The following is a 22,355-nucleotide window of genomic DNA, read 5'->3' as shown; positions in this document are numbered from 1 at the left end:
AAATGAAAGCTATTCATCAGGTTGTTGTTATTTTTCTCATGATGACTTTGAGTCAAGTTGGTTTTAGCCAACCGTTTCAAATAGGACATACCACCATTAATTTTACTGATGCTTCCCGAAACAATAGGGTGATTGCCACGGAAGTTTATTATCCGGCTGATGTTTCGGGCGATAATGTTTCGATGACTACGGTAAGCGGTACTTTTCCGGTGTTGAGTTTTGGTCACGGATTTGTGATGACTTGGGATGCTTATCAAAATGTTTGGAATGCTTTGGTGCCCAATGGTTATATCATGGTTTTTCCCAAGACAGAAGGTTCACTATCACCGTCGCATTTAGAGTTTGGAAAGGATTTGGCTTTTGTTTTAGACCAAATGACCGTTTTGAATACTAATGTTTCTTCGGTTTTTTACAATAGAATCAGTACGATGAATGCCGTGATGGGACACAGTATGGGTGGCGGCGCTTCTTTTTTGGCGGCACAACTTAATAGTAACATTAAAACCTTGGTCAATTTTGCTGCGGCTGAAACCAATCCTTCGGCTATAACAGCTGCGGCATCTATTAGCATTCCGTCATTATTATTTTCGGGTGCTAATGATTGTGTTACACCGCCCAATGCCCATCAGATTCCTATGTATAACGGATTGGCCGGCAATTGTAAAACCTTAATCAGCATAACGGGTGGGAGTCATTGTCAGATGGCCAACAGTAACTTTTTTTGTAATGTAGGCGAAAGTTCTTGTTCGCCACAGCCTACCATCAGCAGAGCGGTTCAGCAAACGATTATCAATACCTATCTTTTGCCTTGGTTGGATTATCAGTTGAAAGGAAATTGTAGTCAGGGCAATTTATTTGACACCCAAATCGTAGCAGACAATGCCATAACGTTCCAAAAGAATTGTCTTCAATGTAATGGTTTGAGTGTAGCTGTTTCTGAAGCGGAAAGTTTTATCAAAGTGTATCCCAATCCGGCCGGTGATTATATAAAGATAGAAGGAAAGGCGTCAGAAAGTTATCAAATAAAAATAGCAGACAGCCATGCCCGAATCATTTCAGAAAAATCATTTATGCATTCAACTACTATTGAAACCGAGACTTTAGCCCACGGTATCTATCTTTATACTGTTCTTTGTAACGGAAAAGTAATTGGTACCGGAAAAATTATAAAATAGTTCGGTCACCGTCAATTCTGCGCATTTCGATTTTTTCGGGAGCGTGAATTACCAATGGGAACTGTTCTATTTTTACAGAACTACTATCGAGCCCAAAACCTTTCTCTTCAGACAAACTCATTTTTTTCATCAAGAAATAAGTATTCATGACTACTTTTTCAAAGAAAGTTAGGTCGCTGTCATTAGACAAGAATTTCTCTGAAAGTACAAATTTGAAGTCGCCGATGATGTTATTTTTGTTGAGAGATTCGTATCTACTGGTGATATCAACCTCACCGCGATCTACCATTTCTTTGATTACTTGTTTGAACATTAAGTTAATTTTGGTAGGTTCACGGAAGCCTAAATAAAAATCGATTCTGTAAATGTCATCTTTTACAATTTCGGTCACACGGTATTCTTTTTTGTAAGGTTCGCTCAAGATATTAACGTGGATAAACCAATACAAATCGGCACGTTTCGGTCGCTTTTGAAGTATTGAATACATTACCTTTTCTTCGATCTCATCACTTCTGTTTGAGTTGGTCATGTAAACCAAGTGAGTTGCATATTTTGGGATAGATAAATCAACACTTAATTCGGCAAGTACCTTTTTGTAATCATCAATTTTAACAATTTTAGTGTAATTTTTACTGATTTGTTTGGCCAAATACCAAGTGGCCATGACACCTATTAAGGCAGAAGCAATGATAAGAGTTACAAATCCGCCATGAATAAATTTTGGAAGAATGGCAGCTAAAAAGCTCAGTTCAATCACTAGATAAGCGGTAATTAATGCTCCAATGATATACCATTTTACGCGTTTCATAATCAAATAGAAGTTGAGTAAAATAGTGGTCATAATCATACAAAGAACAATGGCTAAACCATAAGCATGCTCCATGGCGCTTGATTTTTCAAAGTACCAAACGATGCCGATACAGCCCAAGAGTAATAACCAGTTGATAGAAGGAATATACAATTGCCCTTTTAATTCGGTCGGATATTTGATTTTTACTTTTGGCCAAAAGTTTAGGCGCATGGCTTCATTGATTAAGGTAAATGAACCACTGATTAAGGCTTGAGAGGCAATTACCGCAGCCATAGTAGCGATGACCACTCCGATAGGTTGGAACCAATCGGCCATGATTAAATAGAATGGATTGCCGTCTTTTCCTCCTAACTGTTCTAGGGTTTGGCCTTCATGTGAAATTAAATAGGCGCCTTGCCCGAAGTAGTTGAGCAACAACATTACTTTAACAAAGATCCAGCTGATTCTGATATTTTTTCTTCCGCAATGCCCCATATCCGAATACAAAGCTTCCGCACCGGTAGTACACAAAAATACAGCACCTAAAACGAAGAAACCTTCAGGATGAATTAATAATAATTCATAAGCATAATAAGGATTTATGGCATTAAAAACCGATAAATCATTCATGACTTGTAATGATCCCAAGATGCCCAACATGGAGAACCAAATTAACATCATGGGGGCAAAAAACTTACCTACTAATTTGGAACCGAATTGTTGAATGGTGAAAAGAACAAATAATATACAAATTACTATAATCTGAATTGTCCTTGTTTCCATAGCGTAGAAGGTATTAATACCCTCAACTGCCGCAGAAACCGAGATAGGCGGCGTTATAATACCGTCTGCCAGCAAAGCACTACCACCAATAATTGCCGGAATGATAAGCCATTTAATTTTAGTTCTTTTGACTAGAGCAAAGAGGGCAAAAATTCCTCCTTCACCGTGATTATCCGCACTTAAAGTTATGATGACATATTTTATTGTGGTTTGTAATGTCAAGGTCCAAAATACACACGAAATTCCGCCTAAAACTATATCTCTTGAAATTTCGTGAACACCAAGTATGGCTTTCATTACATACAACGGAGATGTTCCGATGTCTCCATAAATTATTCCTAATGTTACTAATAATCCACCTATGGATAATTTGCTATGAAGACTATGATTGTGAGAACTCATAATAAAAAGTTAAAGACAGCAAATTTATATCTTTTTGATATATCTCATTCTCTAACGGTCAATTATTTTTAAAAACAAAAGACACCGCCTAAGCGATGTCTTTTTTCCAAACAACAAAACTATATACAAACTTAACTTCTTCTGTTTCCTCTGGAGCCACTTTCGTTTCTTTGAGAGTTTCCTCTTTGGCTCGACATTTCTCTTTGTCCACCGCCATTTCCTCTTGGACTTGATATTGCTCTTTGTCCACCACCATTACCTCTTGGGCTTGACATTTCTCTGGGAGTATTAGCTCTTGGTTCCGCAGCACGAGGAGATTGATTTCCTTGATTGGCATAACCTCGGGATGGTGTCTCATAACTTTGGGTATTACCTCTTGGGCTTGACATTTCTCTGGGAGCATTGGCTCTTGGTTCCGCAGCACGAGGAGATTGATTTCCTTGATTGGCATAACCTCTGGATGGTGTCTCATAACTTTGGGTATTGCTTCTTGGGGTTACATTTCTTGGTGATATATTTCTTGGTGATTCATAACCTTGATTTGAGTTTGTTCTCGGAGAAACTTGTTCGGATCTAACGGGTCTTGGAGAATCGTAATTTCTCGGATTACCATCAGTCATAACCGTTCTTGGGGTTTCACTTTTAGTATTCCCGTTAGTTCTCGGAGAATTGGCTTGCGCATTGATAGCTCTTGGGGAATTGCTTCCGGCATACGGATTAACTCTTGGAGAAATACCCGAAGAAGTGTTTCTTGGACTATTGTTGGTATATTCTCTGGTTCCAACGGTTCTGATATTTCTGTTTCTGTCTAATTCATGACGATTGGTATAACCGGTATTTCTAACCTGAAATGAACGATTCGGATAACGAACTTCATAACCATTTCCTCTTCTTCCGCCACGGTAATAACCATTATAGGCTACTTCACATCTTCTGTAATTTACATAATTGTAGTGGTGGTTAAAATTGATAGTGATTCCAATGTGACTTCTATATCTGAAAATTGGACAGGGAGACCAAGCATAATAGTAGGTTGGATAATATCCCCAATACCATGAAGAATAATAGGGTCTGTAATTTCCAACCCAAAAGGAAGCATAAATCACCGGGGTATAAGAATAGACCGGTTCGTAAATGTAATTTGGCCCGTACATGTAAACATCACCAACCACTTGTACTTGCACACGATTATTTCGATCTCGTTCTACCTCTACGGTAGCTACATCCTGAAAAGTATCTCGGCCTAAAACGGATTGGATAACAATTAAGTGGGCATTGCCTTCTACAGTTTCAATCACTCGCAAGTAATCAACTTGATTGTCTTCGTTTAAATCCAAATTGGAAATTTGAATTTTCGGGTCATTCAACCTTCTTTCAAAATCGGCTAAATCTCTGGAATCTCCAAAAATAGAAGCCACCGCTCTTAAATCAAGGTTGTCACTGATTTCAGAATTGTAAGCTGAAACCGTAGTCCTGTCTTGGGCAAAAAGGGTAGTGATGCTCAATAGCGACAGCACTGACAATGTTATCATTTTAGTTTTCATAATATAATGTTTTAATATGGAATAGTTTTGTTAGCGAACAACCAATTACTGTGCCATAGGATTTTTTTAGCTATTTTTAACTAAATCTTAACTGAGTCAAAATTTGTATATTCGCCTCAAATCCTTGTATTTACTATGAAAAATCAACTATTTCTTTACGCTGTATTTTTTTTGATTTTGGGTACCAATGTAAAAGCGCAAACTTTTCAATCGATTAAAATAGATACTATTTTGAAGGATAAAATCAGCATCAGAGCCATTCACATTGCCAAGGATAGACTTTATTACACCGGAAGCTTGGGGAAAGTTGGCTATATTCGTTTTGATAATAATCCGAATGTTTCCAAACAAGTTGTTATTGCAGATACACCACAGCGAGAATGCAGAAGTATTGCTGCTAATGGGACTCATATTTTTGCTTTATCAATAGGAGATTCGGCACGACTGCGAAAAATTTCTGCCGATTTAAAAGAACGAAAAACCGTTTACAAAGAGTTTGGGAAAAAAGTATTTTATGACTGTATGCAGTTTTGGAATGAAAAAGAAGGAATTGCCATTGGCGATCCGACAGCCGATTGCCTTTCAATAATAATTACCAGAGACAGTGGCAACACTTGGCAAAAATTATCATGTGAAAATTTACCTAAAACAGTTGATGGTGAAGCCGCGTTTGCGGCGAGTAATACTAATATAGTAATTAAGGGCAACCATACTTGGGTGGTTTCCGGCGGAAAGAAGTCAAGGGTTTTTCATTCGAATGACAAAGGCAAAACATGGGAAGTTTATGAAACACCCATAGTTCAAGGCGAAGCAATGACCGGAATCTTTACTGCCGATTTCTATAATGAAAATATCGGATTTATAGCGGGTGGCAATTATGAAAAACCAAACCAAAACTTTCAAAACAAAGCGATTACGACAGACGGTGGTAAAACTTGGAAATTGATAGGAGAAAATACCGGTTTTGGCTACGCTTCATGTGTTCAATTTGTGCCAAAATCTAAAGGAAAAGGGATTGTTTCCGTAGGAGCAAACGGTTTGCATTATTCTGCTGATGGTGGTTATACTTGGCAACAATTGTCAACCGATCCAACTTTATACACCATAAGATTTCTCGACAAAGACACCGCTTTTGCCGCAGGGAAAGACAAAATTATTAAGATTGAGTTCAAAAAATAAGAGCGTCATTTGACGCTCTTATTTTATTATCTTCCCATTTTTTTATCGCGGTATTGTTGCAATAATTTTCGATTGAATCCTTCTTCAGCTTTTTTGAGTTTTAGGATCTTGGTGGAAGGAATGACACCTTTTAAGCTGGCTACAAATTTTTTCTTGGCTTGGTGCAATTCTTCTTCAGTACTTTCCATTTGGGTTAAAATGGTTGAGGCTTCTTTTTCAGATAAATTATCAAAAGATTCATCATCAATACGGTCCAAGTAACCTTTTAGTTTTTGCTTTCTGATTTCATGTTGTTTCTCTTCAAACGCATTATACAGAGGCCAAAACTTGGCAGCTTCATCCGGTGTTAATGATAGTTCATTGGTAATGTAAGCCACTTTCATAGCTTTAATTTGATCCTTTTTTTCTCTCATTAAACGGCCACCTTGGGCAAAGGTGTTTATCGAAAAAAGCAGGATAATGGCAATAAGTATTTTATTTGTTTTCATATCTTTAGTCTGTAATGTATTGTTCTAAATCGTTGTTGTTTAATAAGATATCTTCTACGGCTTCATCTTCAAGATTCAGATCTAATTTCATTTTTTCTAAATCTTCTTGGTCTAATAAATTCGCAATTTCATCTTCAGAAATAGTAGTGTGATTGGTGATGTAGTCTTCTAAAGCAAGAGCATCAACTTCTTCCGAAGCCCTAAAGTAATTAGTATATAAAGGAATGGATAGCATCATTACAACCACTGCAGCGGCGGCATAATACCAAACTTTTCTTCGGCTGAAGATTGAAATGACTTTCGGCTCTTCTTTTGGAAGTTGAGCTAACATCTTGTCTGTAAACGAGTCAAAGTAACCTTCAGGTGTTGTAAATCCTGAGCTGATTTTGGGTTCGTTATCGAGTTTAAATGATTTCATAATGCTTTGACAAAAATAAGGGTATAAAGTTTAATTGGTATTCATAAAATCTTCAATTTTTTTCACCGCGTGATGGTAGGATGCTTTCAATGCACCAACCGATGTGCCTAAAATTTCCGATAACTCTTCATATTTAATTTCTTCGAAATACTTCATTTTAAAAACCAATTGCTGTTTTTCGGGCAAGAGGGCAATGGCTTTTTGCAGTTTAATTTGAATTTCATTACCATCAAAATAATCATCAGCTTTTAAATTGTCGACCATTTTGGTTTGCATGGCTTCACTGGTTGTGCCTTTACGCTTGGCTTTTTGATTAATGAAGGTAATCGCTTCGTTTGTAGCAATACGGTACATCCAAGAAAACAATTTACTATCGCCTTTGAAATCCTTTAAATATTGAAAAACTTTGACAAACGTATTTTGCAGTACATCATCGGCATCATCGTGGTTCAATACTATGTTGCGAATATGATTGTACAAAGGTCTTTGGTAATCACGCAAGAGTTTTTGAAACGCTGCATTCTGCGTTTTCGGATTTAATAATTCCCGAATAAAATCCTTTTCCTCTTGCAAAGCGATAATTTATGGTTTGGAATAAAGATAAAAGAAAAGGTTTAATCCAATCAAAAAAAAATTAAGGTGTTGTGGTTGGAGTAGTGGTAGCCTGAGCAGGTTCAACAGGCGTGGTTGTAGGCAGTACCAAGGTCGGAGAGGCAACCGGAGCTTTTGGAAAAACCGGAATGTGAATTTCAGTTACCCATTTCGACGGCTGTTTGATATCGTCTATGGTTTTGATATAAACCTCGGTATATTTTCCGGCTAAGTTTTCTTTGAAACCATTATCAGCTATATATTTTCGGGCTTTTTTCCAAGCTTCTTGGGTATGGGAATAATCTCCGGTCAATGTTGTTTTCAAACAAGTAAAAGGGACAATTTCTCCCGAAGTTACATCACTGCCGGATGCCACAAAAATTTGCTTGGTAGTTGGAATACAAACCGAAAAAGTAACAAAATCATTAACTTCATCATAGCGTTCATATTGCACAAAAGGTTTTCCGGCCATGGCCAGTTGGTTCTTTTTAAAGAAATGAACCATACGCGGCATCATAATTTTAATGTTTTTAGAAAGATTTTTAATCTTACAGGAAACAGTTTGTTTCAAACAAAAACCCGAATTGCGTTGGGTAATACCATTAACCTTTATAGAGTAGGTTTTCATTTCATAGTCTAAAGTCTTGTCAAGGTTACGCAAACTCTTTTCAAATACATCAGTTAAAAGTCCCGACATTCCGCCACTGAAAAAAGTATTGATTTTAGTCAATAAATCCATCTTGCCTCTGCAGTGGATAGTAATTTTGGTACCGCCGATCGTATCTTTGAATTTCCAATGAAAAGCAGCAGTGGTTCCGTTTAGGTTTCCTCTTTGAACCAAACTGTCATTTTCTTTGGTGAAATAAGTTTTGATAAATCCTTCATCTCCATCTTTTTGCCAAGAAAAATTAGCACCTGGTCCCATAGTTTTGGCCGGATAATTAAAGGCAATACCGTGGTTTTTAGTCATCCAGGAGCCAAAGGTTTCCCAATTTTTATAATCATTTATATAATCAAAAACAATTCCTTTCGGGCTTTGAATTACGGTGCTTTTAGACACTTCAAAATCGCCTTTTTGAGTAGCTACATAAACAGTAACGCCTATAAAAGCTAATAATATCAGTAGGAATATATATTTTAAGATTCTCATCGGTCGATTTTTAGGTGACACAAAGTTAAGATAAAACATTTAACTTTTGCTATTTACCAATTGAGTATATTTGTTAGTAATCAAAACGCAATTTATGAAAATCAAAAGTGAACTCAGAGGTATTTTATTCAGGCATTTAGACGGAATTACGACAGCTCCGGTTGCTTTTTCCCTATACAAAAAAGGCGTTTTAGATTTTGTTTTGCAAAAGCAAAAAGTAGCACTTTCGGAACTGACTGAAGAGTTCAAAGCCAACGAAGGTTATCTCAATGTAGCTTTACGGGTTTTGGCTTCTCAAGGTTGGTTGAACCAAAAAGTTGACAATGCCAAAAATGAAGTTTCTTACAGTACCAATGAAAAAAGTGCTGAAGCGTTTGCATTGGTACCACTGTATGAAGGTGTTTTTAATTTGATGCAGTTTACCGAGCATTTTCACCCTAGAAAATTTGAAGTTGAACCTTTTGAAATGCTCAATGAGTTGTTCCGAAAATACAAGACTAATTTTGGTATAAAATTATCGGATGACGAAAAAGAGCGTTCCATTCAAGAACAGGTTTTGTATCATATTGAAGGTAATTTGGTTGGCCCAACTATCGTAATGTTGGGAATGACCGGTATGTTTCATAAGTATTTTATGGAAACTTCATTCCGTCCGGAAGAGTTTCACAAAAAACCGGAATGTTTTAAAGAAATTCTCGACTTTCTAACCCATTTGGGTTGGTTTACCAAAAAAGGCGATAATTATCAATTCACTGAAACCGGTTTGTTTTATGCCAAAAGAGCTGCGGCTTATGGAGTGACGGTTTCTTATATTCCAACGCTGCGCAAGATGGACGAACTGCTTTTTGGTAACGCTTCGATTCTTCGAAATGTTGGCGAACATGAAGCCGAATTACATGTTGATCGCGAAATGAATGTTTGGGGAAGTGGTGGTGCTCATGCGGAATATTTTAAAATTGTAGACGAAATTATCATCGAATTATTCAACCGCCCAATAGCCGAACAGCCGAAAGGAATTCTCGACATGGGTTGTGGTAACGGTGCTTTTTTGGAACATATTTTTGATGTAATTGAACGCCAAACCCAACGGGGCAAAATGCTCGATGAGTATCCGTTGTTTTTGGTTGGGGTTGATTACAATGAAGCTGCGCTAAAAGTTACTCGAGCCAATTTAATCAAGGCCGATATTTGGGCGAAGGTAATTTGGGGTGATATCGGCAGACCGCAATTGTTAGCCGAAACTTTAAAGGAAGATTACGATATTGATTTAAAAGAATTACTCAATGTGAGAACCTTTCTCGACCACAATCGCATTTGGGAAGAACCAAAACACAAAACAACAAATCGCATTAGCACTTCAACCGGTGCATTTGCTCATCGCGGTAAGCGTATTTCAAATAATGAAGTCGAAGACAATTTGCTCGAACATTTGCTGAAATGGTCGCCTTTTGTTCAAAAATTCGGGTTACTTTTAATCGAATTGCACACCATAGCGCCGGAATTGACTGCCGAAAATATTGGTCGAACTGCAGCAACGGCTTATGATGCTACGCACGGATTTTCAGACCAGTATATTGTAGAGATTGATGTTTTGCACAAAATAGCCGCCGAAGCAGGTTTGTTTTCAGACGACAAAGTTTTTACCCGTTTTCCGAATTCGGATTTGGCCACCGTGAGTGTGAATCTTTTTAAAGGGAAATGAATTAGTGTTTCATAAACACTTTGATCACAAACAAGAGTAGGATAAAAACAATAAATCCGATAAGTACTTTATAACTTCCTTTATAAACCTTATTGTGTAAGGCTTTGTCTTTGCCATAAGCAAAATAGGCAGCGATTACAAAAGCGATAAAAAACAAGGCGGCAAAAACCCATTGACCAGTTGTGAACATTTATTTCAAATTTTCAACAAAAATACTCAAATGTATCCTAAAGTTATAACTTGCAGCATCAATTAATTTTTTGATTATTATGCAAAAACAACTTAACGCAGTAAAAGAATTTCACACCGCATTCGGATTGGGTGTAAGTCACGAAATGAAAGCTCACTTAGGAGAACAAAAGAACTTGTTGCGCTTTAATTTGATGAAAGAGGAAAACGAAGAATACCTCGAAGCCGTTCAGAATGGCGATTTGGTTGAAATTGCCGATGCGTTAGGCGATATGCTGTATATTTTGTGCGGAACGATATTGGAACACGGCTTGCAACACAAAATTGAAGAAGTTTTTGACGAAATCCAACGCAGTAATATGAGCAAACTAGGTGAAGACGGTCAGCCGATTTACCGTGAAGACGGTAAAGTAATGAAAGGCCCGAATTACTTTAAGCCTAGTTTCGAAGAAATTTTGCGATAAACTAAACTTTAATGTGACCCCAATTTTCGCCGGTTTTAATTCGGTAAATTTGCATTTCGCTGATGCCGAATTGTTTGGCTAATATTTTGATACGGGTTTTACGGTTTGGTTTGTTTAAAATTTTTTTCAATCGAATCACATCAGTAGAAGTTAATTTTCGGCCATCCGATTTGATGTTGTGCTCTATCAGTTTCAGCTTAGATTTGATTACCGCAGGGCTTTTCCTGTAATGGGCCATTTTTTCCTCATAGTTCACCCATTTCAAATTAGAAACTACGTCATTATCTCTGCTGTGGTCTAAATGGATGACATACAGTTGGTCATCAGAAGTTTTCGGGATAAATAATTGGGCAACCAGTTTATAAATGCACATTGATTTATTGAGTAGTTTACCGTCTTTGCGCATTTTGTAACGCAAGGTTCTGTAGCCGTCAACCACTCCGCCTTTTAGTAGGGTGCCGTCCTTAAAATCGTTTGTGAAACTTATCAATCTTCCTCTGTTGGATACAGCATAACGCAATTGCAAAGGATAGTCTATTTCGACTTCTCGAAAGACTTCATTGGGGTAAAAACGGATCATAATTGTGGTATTTATAAAACCAAATTTAGTTTAAAAATGATAATTTGAATCCTATTTTTTCATTAATATTCTTTTTTTTAATGGTTGCGATATTTATTGGAATATTATCTTACAGTCCTTTAGTAATAAGTAAAAAAAACTCCGAGTTTCCTCGGAGCTAAATTATAAACAGAAAATGGCCAATTTATTACGGAACACTATACTTTAACCGTCCAGCCAAAAGTATCTTCGGCCAGTTTGTACTGAATTTTAGTCAATTTGTCTTTCAATTCCGAGGCAAATGAGTTTTCCATTTTTGGTAACTCATAATACACGTCTTTGTACTGAAACCCTACAATTGGGTTTACTACTGCAGCAGTTCCGGCTCCGAAAATTTCTTTTAGACTTCCGTCTTTGGCAGCATTTACTAATTCGTCCACCAATACCGAACGAACTTCGACATTAATACCCTCGCGTTTGGCCAATTCGATTAAACTTTTGCGGGTAACACCGTCAAGGATTCTTTCGCTGGTGGGTGCGGTATATAAAGTATCATTAATTCTGAAAAATACATTCATCGTTCCGGCTTCTTCCAATTTGGTATGGGTAGCATCATCAGTCCAAATGATTTGTTGAAACCCTTTTTCTTGCGCTAATTTCTGCGGATAAAATTGAGCCGAATAATTTCCGGCTGCTTTGGCCGCTCCGATTCCGCCATTGGCCGCTCGACTGAAATGTTCTGCGATAATCACTTTCACTTCTCCTGAATAATAAGAACGAGCTGGAGAAAGGATAATCATGAATCTGTATTGAGTGGATGGTTGTGCAATAACGCCCGAACCAATTGCAATCATAAACGGTCTGATGTATAAAGTATTGCCTAAGCCTTTTTTAACCCAGTCTCTCTCCAGATCAAGGATGGCATTTAAACCACCGATGAAAATTTCTTCAGGAACTTCGGGCATGGCCATTCTTTTAGCCGATTTGTTGAAACGGTGTAAATTTTCATCCGGTCTGAACAACCAAACGTCATCGTTTTCATCTTTGTAAGCTTTCATTCCTTCAAAAATAGCTTGGCCATAATGGAACACTTTGGCAGAAGGATCAATCAGAAATGGCTCGTAAGGTTTTATTATTGGTTTTTGCCATTGGCCTTCTCTAAAATCACAAATTAGCATGTGGTCAGTAAAAGTGTTTCCAAAGGCAAGGTTTTCAAAATCGACCTCGTTAATTTTAGACGCAGAAGCTCTAACTATATCGATTTCGGAAGGTGTTTTTAACATCATTTAATATCAAGTTTAACAAGAAAAAAAGCTTTATTTGATTTGTAATCAGTAAGTTATGCTGAATTTCTCAAAATTATAAGTTGTGTTGTTAGTTTTTTGTAAAACTAATAAAAAAATATTAGCCATTTGCACCCCGAAAAAATATTGAATGCTTTTTTCCAAATTCTCTTCGGCACTCTGTTTTTTGTCTTAATATTTCATTAAAACGAGAAATTAATTGCCATAATAGTATGTGAATTTGTTAATCTGTTTACTTTTGTAATTCTAAAACCATAAAAATGAAAAAAATAAATTTATTGCTTATTGCTATTGCACTTTTTGTTGGTAGTAATGTTATAGCACAATCTAAGTCGAAAGCAGTCGCTTTTGACGCTAAAAATTATGCTTTGTTCGGTGAAAAATTTAAAGTAACAAAGATTTTGACCAAAGATCAAATGCTGAAAAAATACAAGAACCTCAAAAAAGGAGATACCATTACAGTACAATTCCAATCTAACATTAAATCGGTTTGTAAAAAGAAAGGTTGTTGGATGAAAATGGAAATGGCCGGTGATGATACTTCATTTGTAAAATTTAAAGACTATGGTTTTTTTGTGCCTTTGAATGCAGATAACAGTACCGCTATCGTTAATGGTAAAGCTTTTGTGGATGTTGTATCTGTAGAGGAATTAAAACATTATGCTAAAGATGGTGGGAAATCGGCAGCAGAAATCGCCAAAATCACCAAACCGGAAGTGACTTATTCTTTTTTGGCTGATGGTGTTTACATCAAAAAATAAGCAATGGTAAAGAAAGTTATAGTTGTAATTTTGGTGCTTCTTTTTTTAGCGTTATCAGTGCTTTCTTGTCAAAAGAAAGAAGAAAAAGTAACGGAAGAAAAGTGCGATCCTAAAGCTGAAAAGAAGTTGGAAATGTACCAAATGTCGGAAATGGCCGCTTTGATGGAGCAAATGTATGTAGATAACCAGCGTTTGAAAGAACGCATACAAAAAGGCGATACTATTGGTCAGTTTCCACAACATTTTTTGAGAATTCATGAGGCAGTAATGACTGATGAAACAGATAATGATGCTTTTTTTAAAGAGCAAGCAGCCAAATTTATCAAGGCGCAAGAGTTGATTTACAAAGATCCTAAGAATGCCAAAAAACATTTTAATACCGGCGTAGATGCTTGTATTCAATGTCACCAACAAAAGTGTGGCGGACCAATTCCCAGAATCAAAAAACTTTACATTAAAGAGTAATTTTGAAGCGAGAAATTATTCAGACTCTAGATGGTTCTACAACCATTCATTTGCCGGAGTGGAATGAGAGTTATCATTCTAAACACGGTGCAATTCAAGAAGCCTATCATGTATTTATAAAGAATGGTCTTTTTCTGAAAAAGGAAAAGACCATTGCTATTTTAGAGATTGGTTTTGGCACCGGATTGAATGCTTTTATCACTTATTTAGAAACCCAAAAGCATACCAATCAAAAGGTAAATTATACCGGAATAGAAGCTTATCCGATAGCTTTAGCAGAAGCTTTACAAATGAATTACGCCAAGCTAATCGATGAAAAGCAAAACCCAATTTTTGAACTTTTACACCAAACGAGTTGGGATGATAAACACAGTATTTCACCCAATTTTAACTTAACCAAACGGAAGCAATATTTCCAAGATATCAATGATATCAATGCTTTTGACCTGATTTACTTTGACGCTTTCGGTTTTGGGGTGCAACCCGAACTATGGTCAGAAGCCATTTTTAAATTGATGTACACTGCCTTGAAAGACAACGGAGTTTTAGTAACCTATGCCTGTCGTACTTCTATTAAAAATGCGATGCTATCTGCAGGGTTTTCTGTAGAAAAGTTACCCGGCGCTCCGGGTAAGAGAGAAATGTTGCGCGCCAGTAAAGGAGTTTAAAAAAATTAACTTTTTTTGAAGTTATTTTTAACTATGTTTTTTATTGACGGAATTTTTTTTTCAATAATTTTGATAAAAATAAAAATTCGTTCTTACTAATTTCCAAACCTAAAATTTATTGCTCTCATGTCTAAATCCATGTTAGACCACACTAAGTCCGTGTTGAAAAGAGTAAGTTTTGATGTTGACCTTTTTTGCAAAGAGCTTTCTAAAGCTTATAAGTTCTTATTACCATACGAACTTGAAGAGTTAACAAACTGGTTGCTAAAATTTACCGAAGAAAAACCGGAACTTAGACAATGTATCTTAAATGTTAATTAATAAAACTAAAGGAATTTAAACGATTCCTTTTTTTATGTCTTTGATTAAAATAGTAAGATAAAACATATTTAAAATAGGTAAAAGTGCACTTCATCGATTTTTATAGTACTTAAACGATAAGTTTTAACATTTTTTGTTGTGGCTAAACATTTTTTATTTTACTTTTACTCAACGTTCTTACAATAAGATAACCCCAAATCTTAACCATTATGCCTAGAATGATTTACGATTACACTAAATCGGTACTCGAGAGAGTAAGTTTTGATCCGATTCTTTTTGCTAAAGAATTAAAAAAAGCCGTAAAAAATTTGCTGCCCTATGAAATAGAACAATTAAAAAGATGGCTTCAATTCTTTACCAAAGAACATCCCGAATTAAAAGACTGTTTATCTGTAGTTAGTTAACAGAATGAAATAAGGAGCTGGTGCAACAGCTCCTTATTTTTTTTGTAACGGACTGATGATTTCCACATTCTGAAAAGTAATTGCGCCTTTAATTACGCCAGAAATAGTATTTCTCAACGCATCAATGATGTGAATTTTCAGTTCATTTTTGGGAAAAATCAAACTCACTTCCCGAGCCGGTTTAGGTTCTGCAAAATGTTTCAATTTCAGTGCATCTTTTGTCGGCAAATCTAAAGTGTGTAAATAGGGAAGCAGTGTAGTACCCAATCCTTCATCGGCCAATTTTATTAAAGTTTCGAAGCTTCCGCTTTCAATTTGAAAATGTGATTTTTCATCATGTCCCAAATTTTTACACAGATTCAGAATTCCGTCTCTGAAACAATGACCATCTTGTAGTAGTAAAATTTCATTTACATTCAAATCACTGACTTCAATTTCTTTTTTGTGAAATGATTGATGGTTTTCCGGAATGTAAGCAACAAAAGGTTCGTAATACAATACAATTTCTTTAATTTTTTCATCTTCCAAAGGCGTTACGGCAATGGCAGCATCCAAATGTCCGTTTTTTAGTTTGGTAATAATCTCCGCTGTGTTTAATTCTTCAATAATCAGTTTGACTTTCGGGTATTTTTTGATGAAATTATTTAAAAACATAGGTAACAAAGTCGGCATTACAGTTGGGATAATCGCTAAGCGGAATTCACCACCGATAAACCCTTTTTGCTGGTCAACTATATCCTGAATTCTATCGGCTTCATTGACAATGTTTTTCGATTGATTAACGATTTTTTGCCCAATTTCAGTAAGTTGAATGGGTTTCTTGGTTCGGTCAAAAATTTGAACGGCTAACTCTTCTTCAATCTTTTGGATTTGCATGCTGAGCGTAGGTTGTGTTACAAAACATTTCTCTGCAGCCAAAGTGAAGTTTTTGTGTTCGGCCACTGCCAAAACATATTTTAATTGCGTAATAGTCATAATATAATGAAATTTGATACAAAGATAAAAACTATAAGTTAAAACTATGGTGATGAAGCCTTTATATTTCCTGATTTTTTGGGTTAAAAATTCTGTTAAAATTTTTATAATAATCGATTTTTGGCTCGAATGAATAACTACTTTTGTAATATGAGATTTATAGCAGGTTTTATATTAGCAATATTTGTCACTTTCCTTTCAACACCAACAGTGGTTACGTTGATAAAGAAAAGCGCTGATATCTCTGTTTTTTATAGTTTTGCTGAAGAAGAAATTCATAAAGACATCAAAGAAGTCAAGGCTTTAAAGCAATGTTTTGATTATCCTTTTACTGAATCAGAGCTCAACTCAGATTCGATAATAATTTCCGAAAACTTGTCTAGACATGACAATGTTTCCGAAGAAATATTCTCTCCGCCGCCCGAGTTGGTTTAATACATCCGTTTGGTTTCGCAAATGCGAGACTTTTTATGTATTAAATTAATTTATTGGTATGACAAAAAAAATCAATCTTTTTGCAAACCTTAAGTCTGATTTCGCATCAGGTTTAGTGGTTTTTCTGGTGGCGTTGCCATTGTGTTTGGGTATTGCTTTGGCCTCAGGTGCTCCGCTTTTTTCAGGTATTATTTCGGGTATAGTCGGCGGAATCGTTGTCGGTTATTTGAGTACTTCTCATTTGAGTGTATCGGGTCCGGCTGCAGGTTTGACCGCAATCGTTTTAACAGCCATAACTGATTTGGGTGCTTTTAATATTTTTTTGACTGCTGTCTTTATAGCCGGTTTGATGCAGTTGGCTTTAGGATTTTTGAAAGCAGGTACAATTTCAAATTATTTTCCCAACAATGTTATCGAAGGGATGTTGGCTGGTATCGGAGTAATCATTTTTCTTAAACAAATTCCTCACGCCTTTGGGTATGACAAGGATTTTGAAGGCGATGAATCATTTGTACAACCTGATGGTCAAAATACTTTTTCAGAACTCTTTTCAATAGTCGACCACATTCAATTGGGATCATTGACTATTACTTTAATTTCTCTTGCCATTTTAATCGGATGGAATAAAGTAGCATTTCTGCAAAAAATAAAGTTAGTTCCGGCTGCTTTGGTCGCTGTTATTGTTGGAATTGTTTTGAATGAGATTTTTATACGAAGTGGAAGTAGTTTGGCGATAGGTGGTGATCATTTAGTCAAACTCCCTGTTCCAAAAACTATTGAAGAATTCCAAAGCATTTTTGTTTTACCTGATTTTACGGCCTTTGCCAATGTCAAGGTTTGGATAGTAGGGGCAACCATAGCTGTTGTTGCATCTATTGAAACCTTATTGTGTATTGAAGCAGCCGACAGGATGGATGTTCAAAAGCGATACACTGATACAAATGTTGAGTTAAAAGCGCAAGGTATTGGGAATGTAGTGAGTTCATTATTAGGTGGTCTGCCTATGACATCGGTTGTAGTGCGTACATCAGCCAATAATGCGGCCGGCGCCAAATCGAAAATGTCTGCCATTATTCATGGAGCACTTTTATTAATCAGTGTTTTGACCATACCGGTTTTGTTGAATAAAATTCCGCTGGCTACTTTGGCAGCAGTCTTGTTGTTGGTTGGCTACAAATTAGCCAATCCCAAAACCATTAAACATTTTTGGAAGAAAGACAAAATATACCAGTTTATTCCTTTTATCCTGACTTTTGTGGCAGTAGTATTTACCGATTTACTAAAAGGTGTTGCTTTGGGAATGATAGTGAACATTATTTTTGTATTAATCGGAAATTCAAAACGCGCCTTCAAATTTGTAAAAGAAGAATATCATGAAGGTGATGTTATTCATATCGAATTGGCTCAAGAAGTTTCTTTCTTGAATAAAGCGGCGATTAAATCAACCTTAAATGAATTACCTGAAAATTCAAAAGTAATTATCAATGCTACAGATACAGTATATATAGCTCACGATATTTTAGACTTAATAAAAGAGTTTAAAGCAACGCGGGCTGTTGACGAAAATATTAAAGTAAAGTTGAAAGGATTCAAAAAAGGGTACCAATTGGAAAATAGTGACAATTTTGCAAATACCGTAACTGTTGAGCAAAAATATGATGCTATGAAGCGTAAAATGATTAACGTAGAAAAATAAAAAATAGAGCAATGAAAACATTAAATAAAGAATTACAAGCATCAATTACACCCAGAAAAGCACTTGAATTATTAAAAAACGGAAATGAGCGATTTGTCAGCAATCTTCGCGCTCACAGAAATTTACTGGAGCAAGTTAATGATACTCGCGACGGTCAGTGGCCGTTTGCTACCATCTTAAGTTGCATCGACAGTAGAACGTCGGCTGAACTTATCTTTGACCAAGGTTTAGGAGATGTTTTTTCGGTAAGAATAGCCGGAAACATTGTCAATACCGACATATTGGGCAGTATGGAGTTTGCTTGTAAAGTAGCCGGTTCCAAACTCATTGTGGTTTTAGGTCACTCTAAATGCGGTGCCGTAAAAGGTGCGTGCGATCATGTTGAAATGGGCAATTTGACCGAACTACTTTCAAAAATTCAGCCTGCGGTTTATCAGGAAAAAGACACTGAACAGAATCGCAATGCGTCTAACCCTTTATTTGTAGAAAATGTTGCTGAAATCAATGTGAAACGCAATGTTAAAAACATCATTGAGCGCAGTTTTATTTTGGAACAAATGATTGAAAACGGCGAAATTGGTATAGTTGGCGCCATGCATAATATTGAAACCGGTGAAGTAACTTTTTATAAAGACAGTCAATACATCAAAGATGAGTTGAATCCAAATTTTTCAGTAGCCGAACTGAGACATTAAAAATCGAAATACTTGGTTAAAATCTTTATAAAAACTATGCTTTTCACTACATTTGATTCAAACTTTTAGAATGGACGATTTTTATAAAAAGATACTGGATAACAATAAAAAATGGGTGGAAACACAGTTGGCCATCGATGCTGATTATTTCAAGGATCTTTCCAAAGGACAAAATCCACCGCTTTTGTGGATAGGATGTTCTGACAGCCGAGTTCCGGCCAACGAGATTATAGGTGCGAAACCCGGAGAAGTATTTGTGCACAGAAATATAGCCAATATGGTTATACACAGTGATATGAATATGCTCAGTGTATTGGATTATGCGGTTAATGTTTTAAAAGTCAAGCATATTATTGTTTGTGGACATTACGGTTGCGGTGGTGTTAAAGCCGCCATGGGTAACCAATCTATCGGGTTGATTGACAATTGGATCAGACACATCAAAGATATTTATCGTTTACATGAAGATTATTTGAATTCTTTTCAAGACGAAGACGAGCGTTTTAACAGATTTGTAGAAATCAATGCGCAGGAGCAAGTTTTCGATTTGGCTAAAACTTCCATAGTTCAAAATGCTTGGAAAAAAGGTCAGGAGTTAACGCTTCACGGTTGGGCTTACGGTTTAAATTCAGGTTACGTTACCGATTTAGGTGTAAACATGACTTCCAGTGACGATTTAGACGAAGTTTATCGATTAAAATTTACCAATTAGTATTTGTCATACTATAATTTAATACCTCAAAAAGCAGCCAGTTTTGGTTGCTTTTTTTTTAATCTTCAATATTCTCATTAAAAGCCGATGGCAACATGGTTGGGATAAATTTTATCAAAATAGGCAAAAGCAAACCACCACCGGGCAAAAGGAATATGGTTAGTGAAGGGATTGTCTTGCAGATATCGAGGATTTGTTTTTTTATTTTTTTCTTTTCCTCTTTGTCTAAATCTTTGTGGGTTGACTTAGCCAAAAGTTGCATTAATTCCTTACTCTGTGAAATCTCTTTCAGTAACCTGGACTTGTTGCGGTTAATCAAAATAGCAACGCTTTCGGTTGTTTGATCGTAAAAGTGTTTTACCGGATTGGAGAAATTGAAATACGGAATTTCATCTTTATATTTTACAATAAAATTATTAATGAAATCAATACTTTCCAAGATAATTTCATCAGGTATTTTTATTATTTCTCCCAACTTAAATAAAAAGTATCGCTCTTCATTTTCCACCTTTTCATCGCTCCACAAGCTTATACCGGCCAAATCAATAACATAGTATTTTTCAAGGCTATTGGAAAGGTAACTTAAATCTAAATCTTCAATAGAAGTAATAGAAGTTGAGCCGAATTTATTGTAGCGAACTGAAGATTCAAACAGTTTGGCCAACAAATCATCATGTTGTGAAATACCCGTTTTGGCTTTTAGCGAAAGCGAAATAATACTGATAACAAGGTCTTCAATTTTGTTGAAATATTTTTCGGGGATATTGTCTTTTTCTAGGTGCTGTTTGAAGGCCAAAACATCTATAAACAGTAATGCATTAGTAATTACATGAGAAAAGTTTTTACTGAACATGTCCTCATTGGTTTGCACTCTGTCGTGGATGATTTTCTCCAATTTGCTCGAAGGTGAACTCGATTCTAAAACTTTTTTCAAAGGATTAAACCCTTTTGGAATCATAGTATTATAAAAGGCAACCGTTTCGTTAATAAAGTCAGCCGCATTGTCATTTTGCTTGGTCAAACGATACATCTGATACAGTGTATTGAGCATACCGATTTTTGACAATTCTTGAGGCAAACGCTCTTCAGTTTCAATCGCAATCGAAGTATCAAAGCCAACCACGTGACCAAAAATAAATCCGGTAGCCCTGGTTCGGATGTAGAAATCCCTTTCGTTTTGCGCAAACGAATGGTTTGACAGCTTTTGCTCTGCAAAGAACTTGTCTATCCAACCGTGAACTGATGGGTTAATCATTTAACTGTTAATTATAGGCACAAAACTAAATCATTTTTATTTGTGATAAGTAATGAATTTGTTACCAAATTTAAAATGTACCTCGTGCTTTGATATTTTTTTCGCAAAGCGATATTATTTCGGCAATACGGGCTTTTCGGGTTTCTTCTCTTTTGGCTTGATTGAGCCAATACAAATAGCTTTTTCTATAAGAAGGACTGAAATTATTGTAGTTGTTGAAGGCAACAGAATTTTGATCAAAAGCCAATTTTAAATCTTCGGGCATGATATGGTTTTCCACATGATCCAGCGATTCCCAGGATCCGTTTTGTTTGGCTATTTCAATTTTGCGCAAGCCACTTTCATGCATCAAATTCTCTGCTATGAGTTTTTCTATATAGGTTTTGTTGAGTTTGCTCCATACACTTTTGTCTTTTCGGGGCGTAAACATTTGGCGCCGGCGTTCATCGTCTAATTTCTTTACTGTAGAATCAATCCAACCGTAACAAATGGCTACTTGCACGGCTTCTTCCCAACGCATGCTTTCGGCTTCGCTGGTTACTTTGTAAAAAATGAGATAAACACCTGTTGAAGAGTGGTGATTATGATGCAACCATTCGCGCCATTCTTGAGCATTTTTAAAGTAAAGATGTTCTTTTTCTTCCAAAGACAATTATTTTATGATAGCCGAACAAGCTAACCTAGCTCCCGCATTTCCGGTAGGTTGAGAGACATAATCATCGGCTTTTTCGTGAACAATTACCGCTTTTCCTAAAATATCTTTTGTAGCATCTCCACAATCTACACACCATTCATTGGTTTTAAATAACACTGTGGCATCGCCATTTTCATTGGCATAAAAGTTATCCATATCCCCTTTGTGATGTTCGGCTTCTGTCCATCGACCGTGTTTTTTAAACGTTGGATTCCAATGTCCGCCGGTTGAAGTCGCATCAGCTGCAGAGCAATCTGACTTTTCATGAATGTGAATGGCATGCACTCCGGGTTTCAAACCACTGAAATTAGCCGTGAAAGTTACTTCCCCTTTTTTCTCTGTGAAAGTACCATTACCTCTAACATTACTGCCGCTTTTAGATTCAAAAATGATATTGACTGTTTTGCTTTTATCATTAGTTGATGAACTTTTACAACCTAAAATCAGCAATCCGACTGCTAAAATTCCTAAGACTATTTTTTTCATAACATTTTCTTTTAAGAGAGATAAAAGTACGCAATTACCAAGCACAATCC

The 22,355-nt window shown here is 36.2% G+C and carries 26 protein-coding genes; 13 read left to right on the top strand and 13 right to left on the bottom strand.

What is annotated here, in order from left to right; all coding sequences use genetic code 11:
* The first annotated feature begins 2 nt into the window (after positions 1 to 2).
* Positions 3 to 1,175, top strand: coding sequence for a poly(ethylene terephthalate) hydrolase family protein (locus P7V56_RS09790; protein WP_171221658.1), 1,173 nt, complete (start codon positions 3 to 5; stop codon positions 1,173 to 1,175).
* Here P7V56_RS09790 and P7V56_RS09785 read toward each other — a convergent pair.
* Together P7V56_RS09785 and P7V56_RS09780 are read right to left on the bottom strand one after the other, a co-directional pair.
* The gene (locus P7V56_RS09785) at positions 1,165 to 3,150 is read right to left on the bottom strand and encodes a KUP/HAK/KT family potassium transporter (RefSeq protein ID WP_171221657.1); all 1,986 of its coding nucleotides are present in this window, start codon (positions 3,148 to 3,150) and stop codon (positions 1,165 to 1,167) included. The two genes, P7V56_RS09790 and P7V56_RS09785, sit on opposite strands and share 11 nt — an antisense overlap.
* A 131-nt stretch (positions 3,151 to 3,281) precedes the next feature.
* Positions 3,282 to 4,694 (bottom strand): hypothetical protein, encoded by a 1,413-nt coding sequence (locus tag P7V56_RS09780; RefSeq protein ID WP_171221656.1) that lies wholly within the window; start codon positions 4,692 to 4,694, stop codon positions 3,282 to 3,284.
* Positions 4,695 to 4,829: 135 nt separating this feature from the next.
* On the opposite strand from P7V56_RS09780, the gene P7V56_RS09775 reads away from it, so the two are divergent.
* Complete coding sequence (locus P7V56_RS09775) at positions 4,830 to 5,873, top strand: WD40/YVTN/BNR-like repeat-containing protein (protein WP_171221655.1); 1,044 nt, start codon at positions 4,830 to 4,832, stop codon at positions 5,871 to 5,873.
* A 26-nt stretch (positions 5,874 to 5,899) separates the two neighbouring features.
* On the opposite strand, the gene P7V56_RS09770 is transcribed toward P7V56_RS09775, so the two are convergent.
* The 4 genes from P7V56_RS09770 to P7V56_RS09755 all read right to left on the bottom strand — a co-directional run bounded on the left by P7V56_RS09770 (position 5,900) and on the right by P7V56_RS09755 (position 8,520).
* A complete protein-coding gene (locus P7V56_RS09770) occupies positions 5,900 to 6,361 on the bottom strand; it encodes a sensor of ECF-type sigma factor (RefSeq protein ID WP_171221654.1) in 462 nt (153 codons plus the stop codon).
* 4 nt (positions 6,362 to 6,365) lie between these two features.
* A complete protein-coding gene (locus tag P7V56_RS09765; protein ID WP_171221653.1) occupies positions 6,366 to 6,779 on the bottom strand; it encodes a hypothetical protein in 414 nt (137 codons plus the stop codon).
* A gap of 30 nt (positions 6,780 to 6,809) precedes the next feature.
* Positions 6,810 to 7,352, bottom strand: a complete 543-nt coding sequence (locus tag P7V56_RS09760) for an RNA polymerase sigma factor (RefSeq protein ID WP_171221652.1) — start codon at positions 7,350 to 7,352, stop codon at positions 6,810 to 6,812.
* 61 nt (positions 7,353 to 7,413) lie between these two features.
* Positions 7,414 to 8,520 carry a GyrI-like domain-containing protein gene (locus P7V56_RS09755; protein ID WP_171221651.1) on the bottom strand — a complete coding sequence of 369 codons (1,107 nt, stop codon included), beginning with the start codon at positions 8,518 to 8,520 and terminating at the stop codon, positions 7,414 to 7,416.
* A 94-nt stretch (positions 8,521 to 8,614) separates the two neighbouring features.
* Between P7V56_RS09755 and P7V56_RS09750 the strand changes: the two genes are divergently transcribed.
* The gene (locus tag P7V56_RS09750; protein WP_171221650.1) at positions 8,615 to 10,222 is read left to right on the top strand and encodes a class I SAM-dependent methyltransferase; all 1,608 of its coding nucleotides are present in this window, start codon (positions 8,615 to 8,617) and stop codon (positions 10,220 to 10,222) included.
* Position 10,223: 1 nt separating this feature from the next.
* Here the strand turns inward: P7V56_RS09750 and P7V56_RS09745 are convergent, their stop codons facing one another.
* A complete protein-coding gene (locus P7V56_RS09745) occupies positions 10,224 to 10,412 on the bottom strand; it encodes a hypothetical protein (RefSeq protein WP_171221649.1) in 189 nt (62 codons plus the stop codon).
* 79 nt (positions 10,413 to 10,491) lie between these two features.
* Here P7V56_RS09745 and P7V56_RS09740 point away from each other — a divergent pair, with 79 nt between their 5' ends.
* Positions 10,492 to 10,875, top strand: a complete 384-nt coding sequence (locus tag P7V56_RS09740; protein ID WP_171221648.1) for a pyrophosphohydrolase domain-containing protein — start codon at positions 10,492 to 10,494, stop codon at positions 10,873 to 10,875.
* Between the two features lies 1 nt (position 10,876).
* Here P7V56_RS09740 and P7V56_RS09735 read toward each other — a convergent pair whose 3' ends face one another.
* Together P7V56_RS09735 and P7V56_RS09730 are read right to left on the bottom strand one after the other, a co-directional pair.
* Positions 10,877 to 11,455: a hypothetical protein gene (locus tag P7V56_RS09735; protein ID WP_171221647.1), complete on the bottom strand. Its 579-nt coding sequence runs from the start codon at positions 11,453 to 11,455 to the stop codon at positions 10,877 to 10,879.
* A 197-nt stretch (positions 11,456 to 11,652) separates the two neighbouring features.
* Positions 11,653 to 12,720 carry a branched-chain amino acid aminotransferase gene (locus tag P7V56_RS09730; RefSeq protein ID WP_171221646.1) on the bottom strand — a complete coding sequence of 356 codons (1,068 nt, stop codon included), beginning with the start codon at positions 12,718 to 12,720 and terminating at the stop codon, positions 11,653 to 11,655.
* Between the two features lie 278 nt (positions 12,721 to 12,998).
* Between P7V56_RS09730 and P7V56_RS09725 the strand changes: the two genes are divergently transcribed.
* From P7V56_RS09725 to P7V56_RS09705, 5 genes are all read left to right on the top strand, one after another.
* Positions 12,999 to 13,499: a DUF4920 domain-containing protein gene (locus tag P7V56_RS09725; protein WP_171221645.1), complete on the top strand. Its 501-nt coding sequence runs from the start codon at positions 12,999 to 13,001 to the stop codon at positions 13,497 to 13,499.
* Positions 13,500 to 13,502: 3 nt separating this feature from the next.
* Positions 13,503 to 13,964 (top strand): hypothetical protein, encoded by a 462-nt coding sequence (locus P7V56_RS09720; RefSeq protein WP_171221644.1) that lies wholly within the window; start codon positions 13,503 to 13,505, stop codon positions 13,962 to 13,964.
* Positions 13,965 to 13,966: 2 nt separating this feature from the next.
* The gene (mnmC2, locus tag P7V56_RS09715) at positions 13,967 to 14,632 is read left to right on the top strand and encodes a tRNA (5-methylaminomethyl-2-thiouridine)(34)-methyltransferase MnmC2 (RefSeq protein ID WP_171221643.1); all 666 of its coding nucleotides are present in this window, start codon (positions 13,967 to 13,969) and stop codon (positions 14,630 to 14,632) included.
* A 126-nt stretch (positions 14,633 to 14,758) separates the two neighbouring features.
* Complete coding sequence (locus P7V56_RS09710) at positions 14,759 to 14,953, top strand: hypothetical protein (protein ID WP_171221642.1); 195 nt, start codon at positions 14,759 to 14,761, stop codon at positions 14,951 to 14,953.
* A gap of 209 nt (positions 14,954 to 15,162) precedes the next feature.
* Entirely contained in the window at positions 15,163 to 15,357 is a 195-nt protein-coding gene (locus P7V56_RS09705) for a hypothetical protein (protein ID WP_171221641.1), read from the top strand.
* 33 nt (positions 15,358 to 15,390) lie between these two features.
* Here P7V56_RS09705 and P7V56_RS09700 read toward each other — a convergent pair whose 3' ends face one another.
* Positions 15,391 to 16,332: a LysR substrate-binding domain-containing protein gene (locus P7V56_RS09700; RefSeq protein WP_171221640.1), complete on the bottom strand. Its 942-nt coding sequence runs from the start codon at positions 16,330 to 16,332 to the stop codon at positions 15,391 to 15,393.
* 150 nt (positions 16,333 to 16,482) lie between these two features.
* On the opposite strand from P7V56_RS09700, the gene P7V56_RS09695 reads away from it, so the two are divergent.
* The 4 genes from P7V56_RS09695 (at position 16,483) to can (ending at position 19,870) form a co-directional block, all read left to right on the top strand.
* Positions 16,483 to 16,767, top strand: coding sequence for a hypothetical protein (locus tag P7V56_RS09695; protein ID WP_171221639.1), 285 nt, complete (start codon positions 16,483 to 16,485; stop codon positions 16,765 to 16,767).
* 58 nt (positions 16,768 to 16,825) lie between these two features.
* The gene (locus P7V56_RS09690) at positions 16,826 to 18,463 is read left to right on the top strand and encodes a SulP family inorganic anion transporter (RefSeq protein ID WP_171221638.1); all 1,638 of its coding nucleotides are present in this window, start codon (positions 16,826 to 16,828) and stop codon (positions 18,461 to 18,463) included.
* Between the two features lie 11 nt (positions 18,464 to 18,474).
* Positions 18,475 to 19,158, top strand: a complete 684-nt coding sequence (locus P7V56_RS09685) for a carbonic anhydrase family protein (RefSeq protein WP_171221637.1) — start codon at positions 18,475 to 18,477, stop codon at positions 19,156 to 19,158.
* Positions 19,159 to 19,228: 70 nt separating this feature from the next.
* Positions 19,229 to 19,870: a carbonate dehydratase gene (can, locus tag P7V56_RS09680; protein WP_171221636.1), complete on the top strand. Its 642-nt coding sequence runs from the start codon at positions 19,229 to 19,231 to the stop codon at positions 19,868 to 19,870.
* A gap of 58 nt (positions 19,871 to 19,928) precedes the next feature.
* Here the strand turns inward: can and P7V56_RS09675 are convergent, their stop codons facing one another.
* The 3 genes from P7V56_RS09675 to P7V56_RS09665 all read right to left on the bottom strand — a co-directional run bounded on the left by P7V56_RS09675 (position 19,929) and on the right by P7V56_RS09665 (position 22,305).
* Complete coding sequence (locus P7V56_RS09675) at positions 19,929 to 21,125, bottom strand: LETM1-related biofilm-associated protein (RefSeq protein ID WP_171221635.1); 1,197 nt, start codon at positions 21,123 to 21,125, stop codon at positions 19,929 to 19,931.
* Positions 21,126 to 21,195: 70 nt separating this feature from the next.
* Positions 21,196 to 21,771, bottom strand: a complete 576-nt coding sequence (locus P7V56_RS09670; RefSeq protein ID WP_171221634.1) for a YdeI/OmpD-associated family protein — start codon at positions 21,769 to 21,771, stop codon at positions 21,196 to 21,198.
* A gap of 6 nt (positions 21,772 to 21,777) precedes the next feature.
* A complete protein-coding gene (locus tag P7V56_RS09665; protein WP_171221633.1) occupies positions 21,778 to 22,305 on the bottom strand; it encodes a superoxide dismutase family protein in 528 nt (175 codons plus the stop codon).
* Positions 22,306 to 22,355 lie beyond the last annotated feature (50 nt).

Origin of the sequence: Flavobacterium sp. IMCC34852 (genome assembly GCF_030643905.1) — a bacterium.
Lineage (GTDB): Bacteria > Bacteroidota > Bacteroidia > Flavobacteriales > Flavobacteriaceae > Flavobacterium > Flavobacterium rivulicola.
The sequence above is the reverse complement of the archived record's forward strand: the minus strand, read 5'-3'. Positions and strand labels throughout refer to the sequence as shown.

Bases quoted from the DNA above. Each gene is read 5' to 3' on its own strand.
- P7V56_RS09780 (WP_171221656.1), bottom strand. From the start codon at position 4,694: ATGAAAACTAAAATGATAACATTGTCAGTGCTGTCGCTATTGAGCATC.
- P7V56_RS09665 (WP_171221633.1), bottom strand. From the start codon at position 22,305: ATGAAAAAAATAGTCTTAGGAATTTTAGCAGTCGGATTGCTGATTTTA.
- P7V56_RS09750 (WP_171221650.1), top strand. From the start codon at position 8,615: ATGAAAATCAAAAGTGAACTCAGAGGTATTTTATTCAGGCATTTAGAC.
- P7V56_RS09705 (WP_171221641.1), top strand. From the start codon at position 15,163: ATGCCTAGAATGATTTACGATTACACTAAATCGGTACTCGAGAGAGTA.
- P7V56_RS09690 (WP_171221638.1), top strand. From the start codon at position 16,826: ATGACAAAAAAAATCAATCTTTTTGCAAACCTTAAGTCTGATTTCGCA.
- P7V56_RS09695 (WP_171221639.1), top strand. From the start codon at position 16,483: ATGAGATTTATAGCAGGTTTTATATTAGCAATATTTGTCACTTTCCTT.
- P7V56_RS09790 (WP_171221658.1), top strand. From the start codon at position 3: ATGAAAGCTATTCATCAGGTTGTTGTTATTTTTCTCATGATGACTTTG.
- P7V56_RS09755 (WP_171221651.1), bottom strand. From the start codon at position 8,520: ATGAGAATCTTAAAATATATATTCCTACTGATATTATTAGCTTTTATA.
- P7V56_RS09785 (WP_171221657.1), bottom strand. From the start codon at position 3,150: ATGAGTTCTCACAATCATAGTCTTCATAGCAAATTATCCATAGGTGGA.
- P7V56_RS09720 (WP_171221644.1), top strand. From the start codon at position 13,503: ATGGTAAAGAAAGTTATAGTTGTAATTTTGGTGCTTCTTTTTTTAGCG.
- P7V56_RS09740 (WP_171221648.1), top strand. From the start codon at position 10,492: ATGCAAAAACAACTTAACGCAGTAAAAGAATTTCACACCGCATTCGGA.
- P7V56_RS09730 (WP_171221646.1), bottom strand. From the start codon at position 12,720: ATGATGTTAAAAACACCTTCCGAAATCGATATAGTTAGAGCTTCTGCG.
- P7V56_RS09700 (WP_171221640.1), bottom strand. From the start codon at position 16,332: ATGACTATTACGCAATTAAAATATGTTTTGGCAGTGGCCGAACACAAA.
- P7V56_RS09685 (WP_171221637.1), top strand. From the start codon at position 18,475: ATGAAAACATTAAATAAAGAATTACAAGCATCAATTACACCCAGAAAA.
- P7V56_RS09775 (WP_171221655.1), top strand. From the start codon at position 4,830: ATGAAAAATCAACTATTTCTTTACGCTGTATTTTTTTTGATTTTGGGT.
- can (WP_171221636.1), top strand. From the start codon at position 19,229: ATGGACGATTTTTATAAAAAGATACTGGATAACAATAAAAAATGGGTG.
- P7V56_RS09765 (WP_171221653.1), bottom strand. From the start codon at position 6,779: ATGAAATCATTTAAACTCGATAACGAACCCAAAATCAGCTCAGGATTT.
- P7V56_RS09725 (WP_171221645.1), top strand. From the start codon at position 12,999: ATGAAAAAAATAAATTTATTGCTTATTGCTATTGCACTTTTTGTTGGT.
- P7V56_RS09745 (WP_171221649.1), bottom strand. From the start codon at position 10,412: ATGTTCACAACTGGTCAATGGGTTTTTGCCGCCTTGTTTTTTATCGCT.
- P7V56_RS09735 (WP_171221647.1), bottom strand. From the start codon at position 11,455: ATGATCCGTTTTTACCCCAATGAAGTCTTTCGAGAAGTCGAAATAGAC.
- P7V56_RS09675 (WP_171221635.1), bottom strand. From the start codon at position 21,125: ATGATTAACCCATCAGTTCACGGTTGGATAGACAAGTTCTTTGCAGAG.
- P7V56_RS09710 (WP_171221642.1), top strand. From the start codon at position 14,759: ATGTCTAAATCCATGTTAGACCACACTAAGTCCGTGTTGAAAAGAGTA.
- P7V56_RS09770 (WP_171221654.1), bottom strand. From the start codon at position 6,361: ATGAAAACAAATAAAATACTTATTGCCATTATCCTGCTTTTTTCGATA.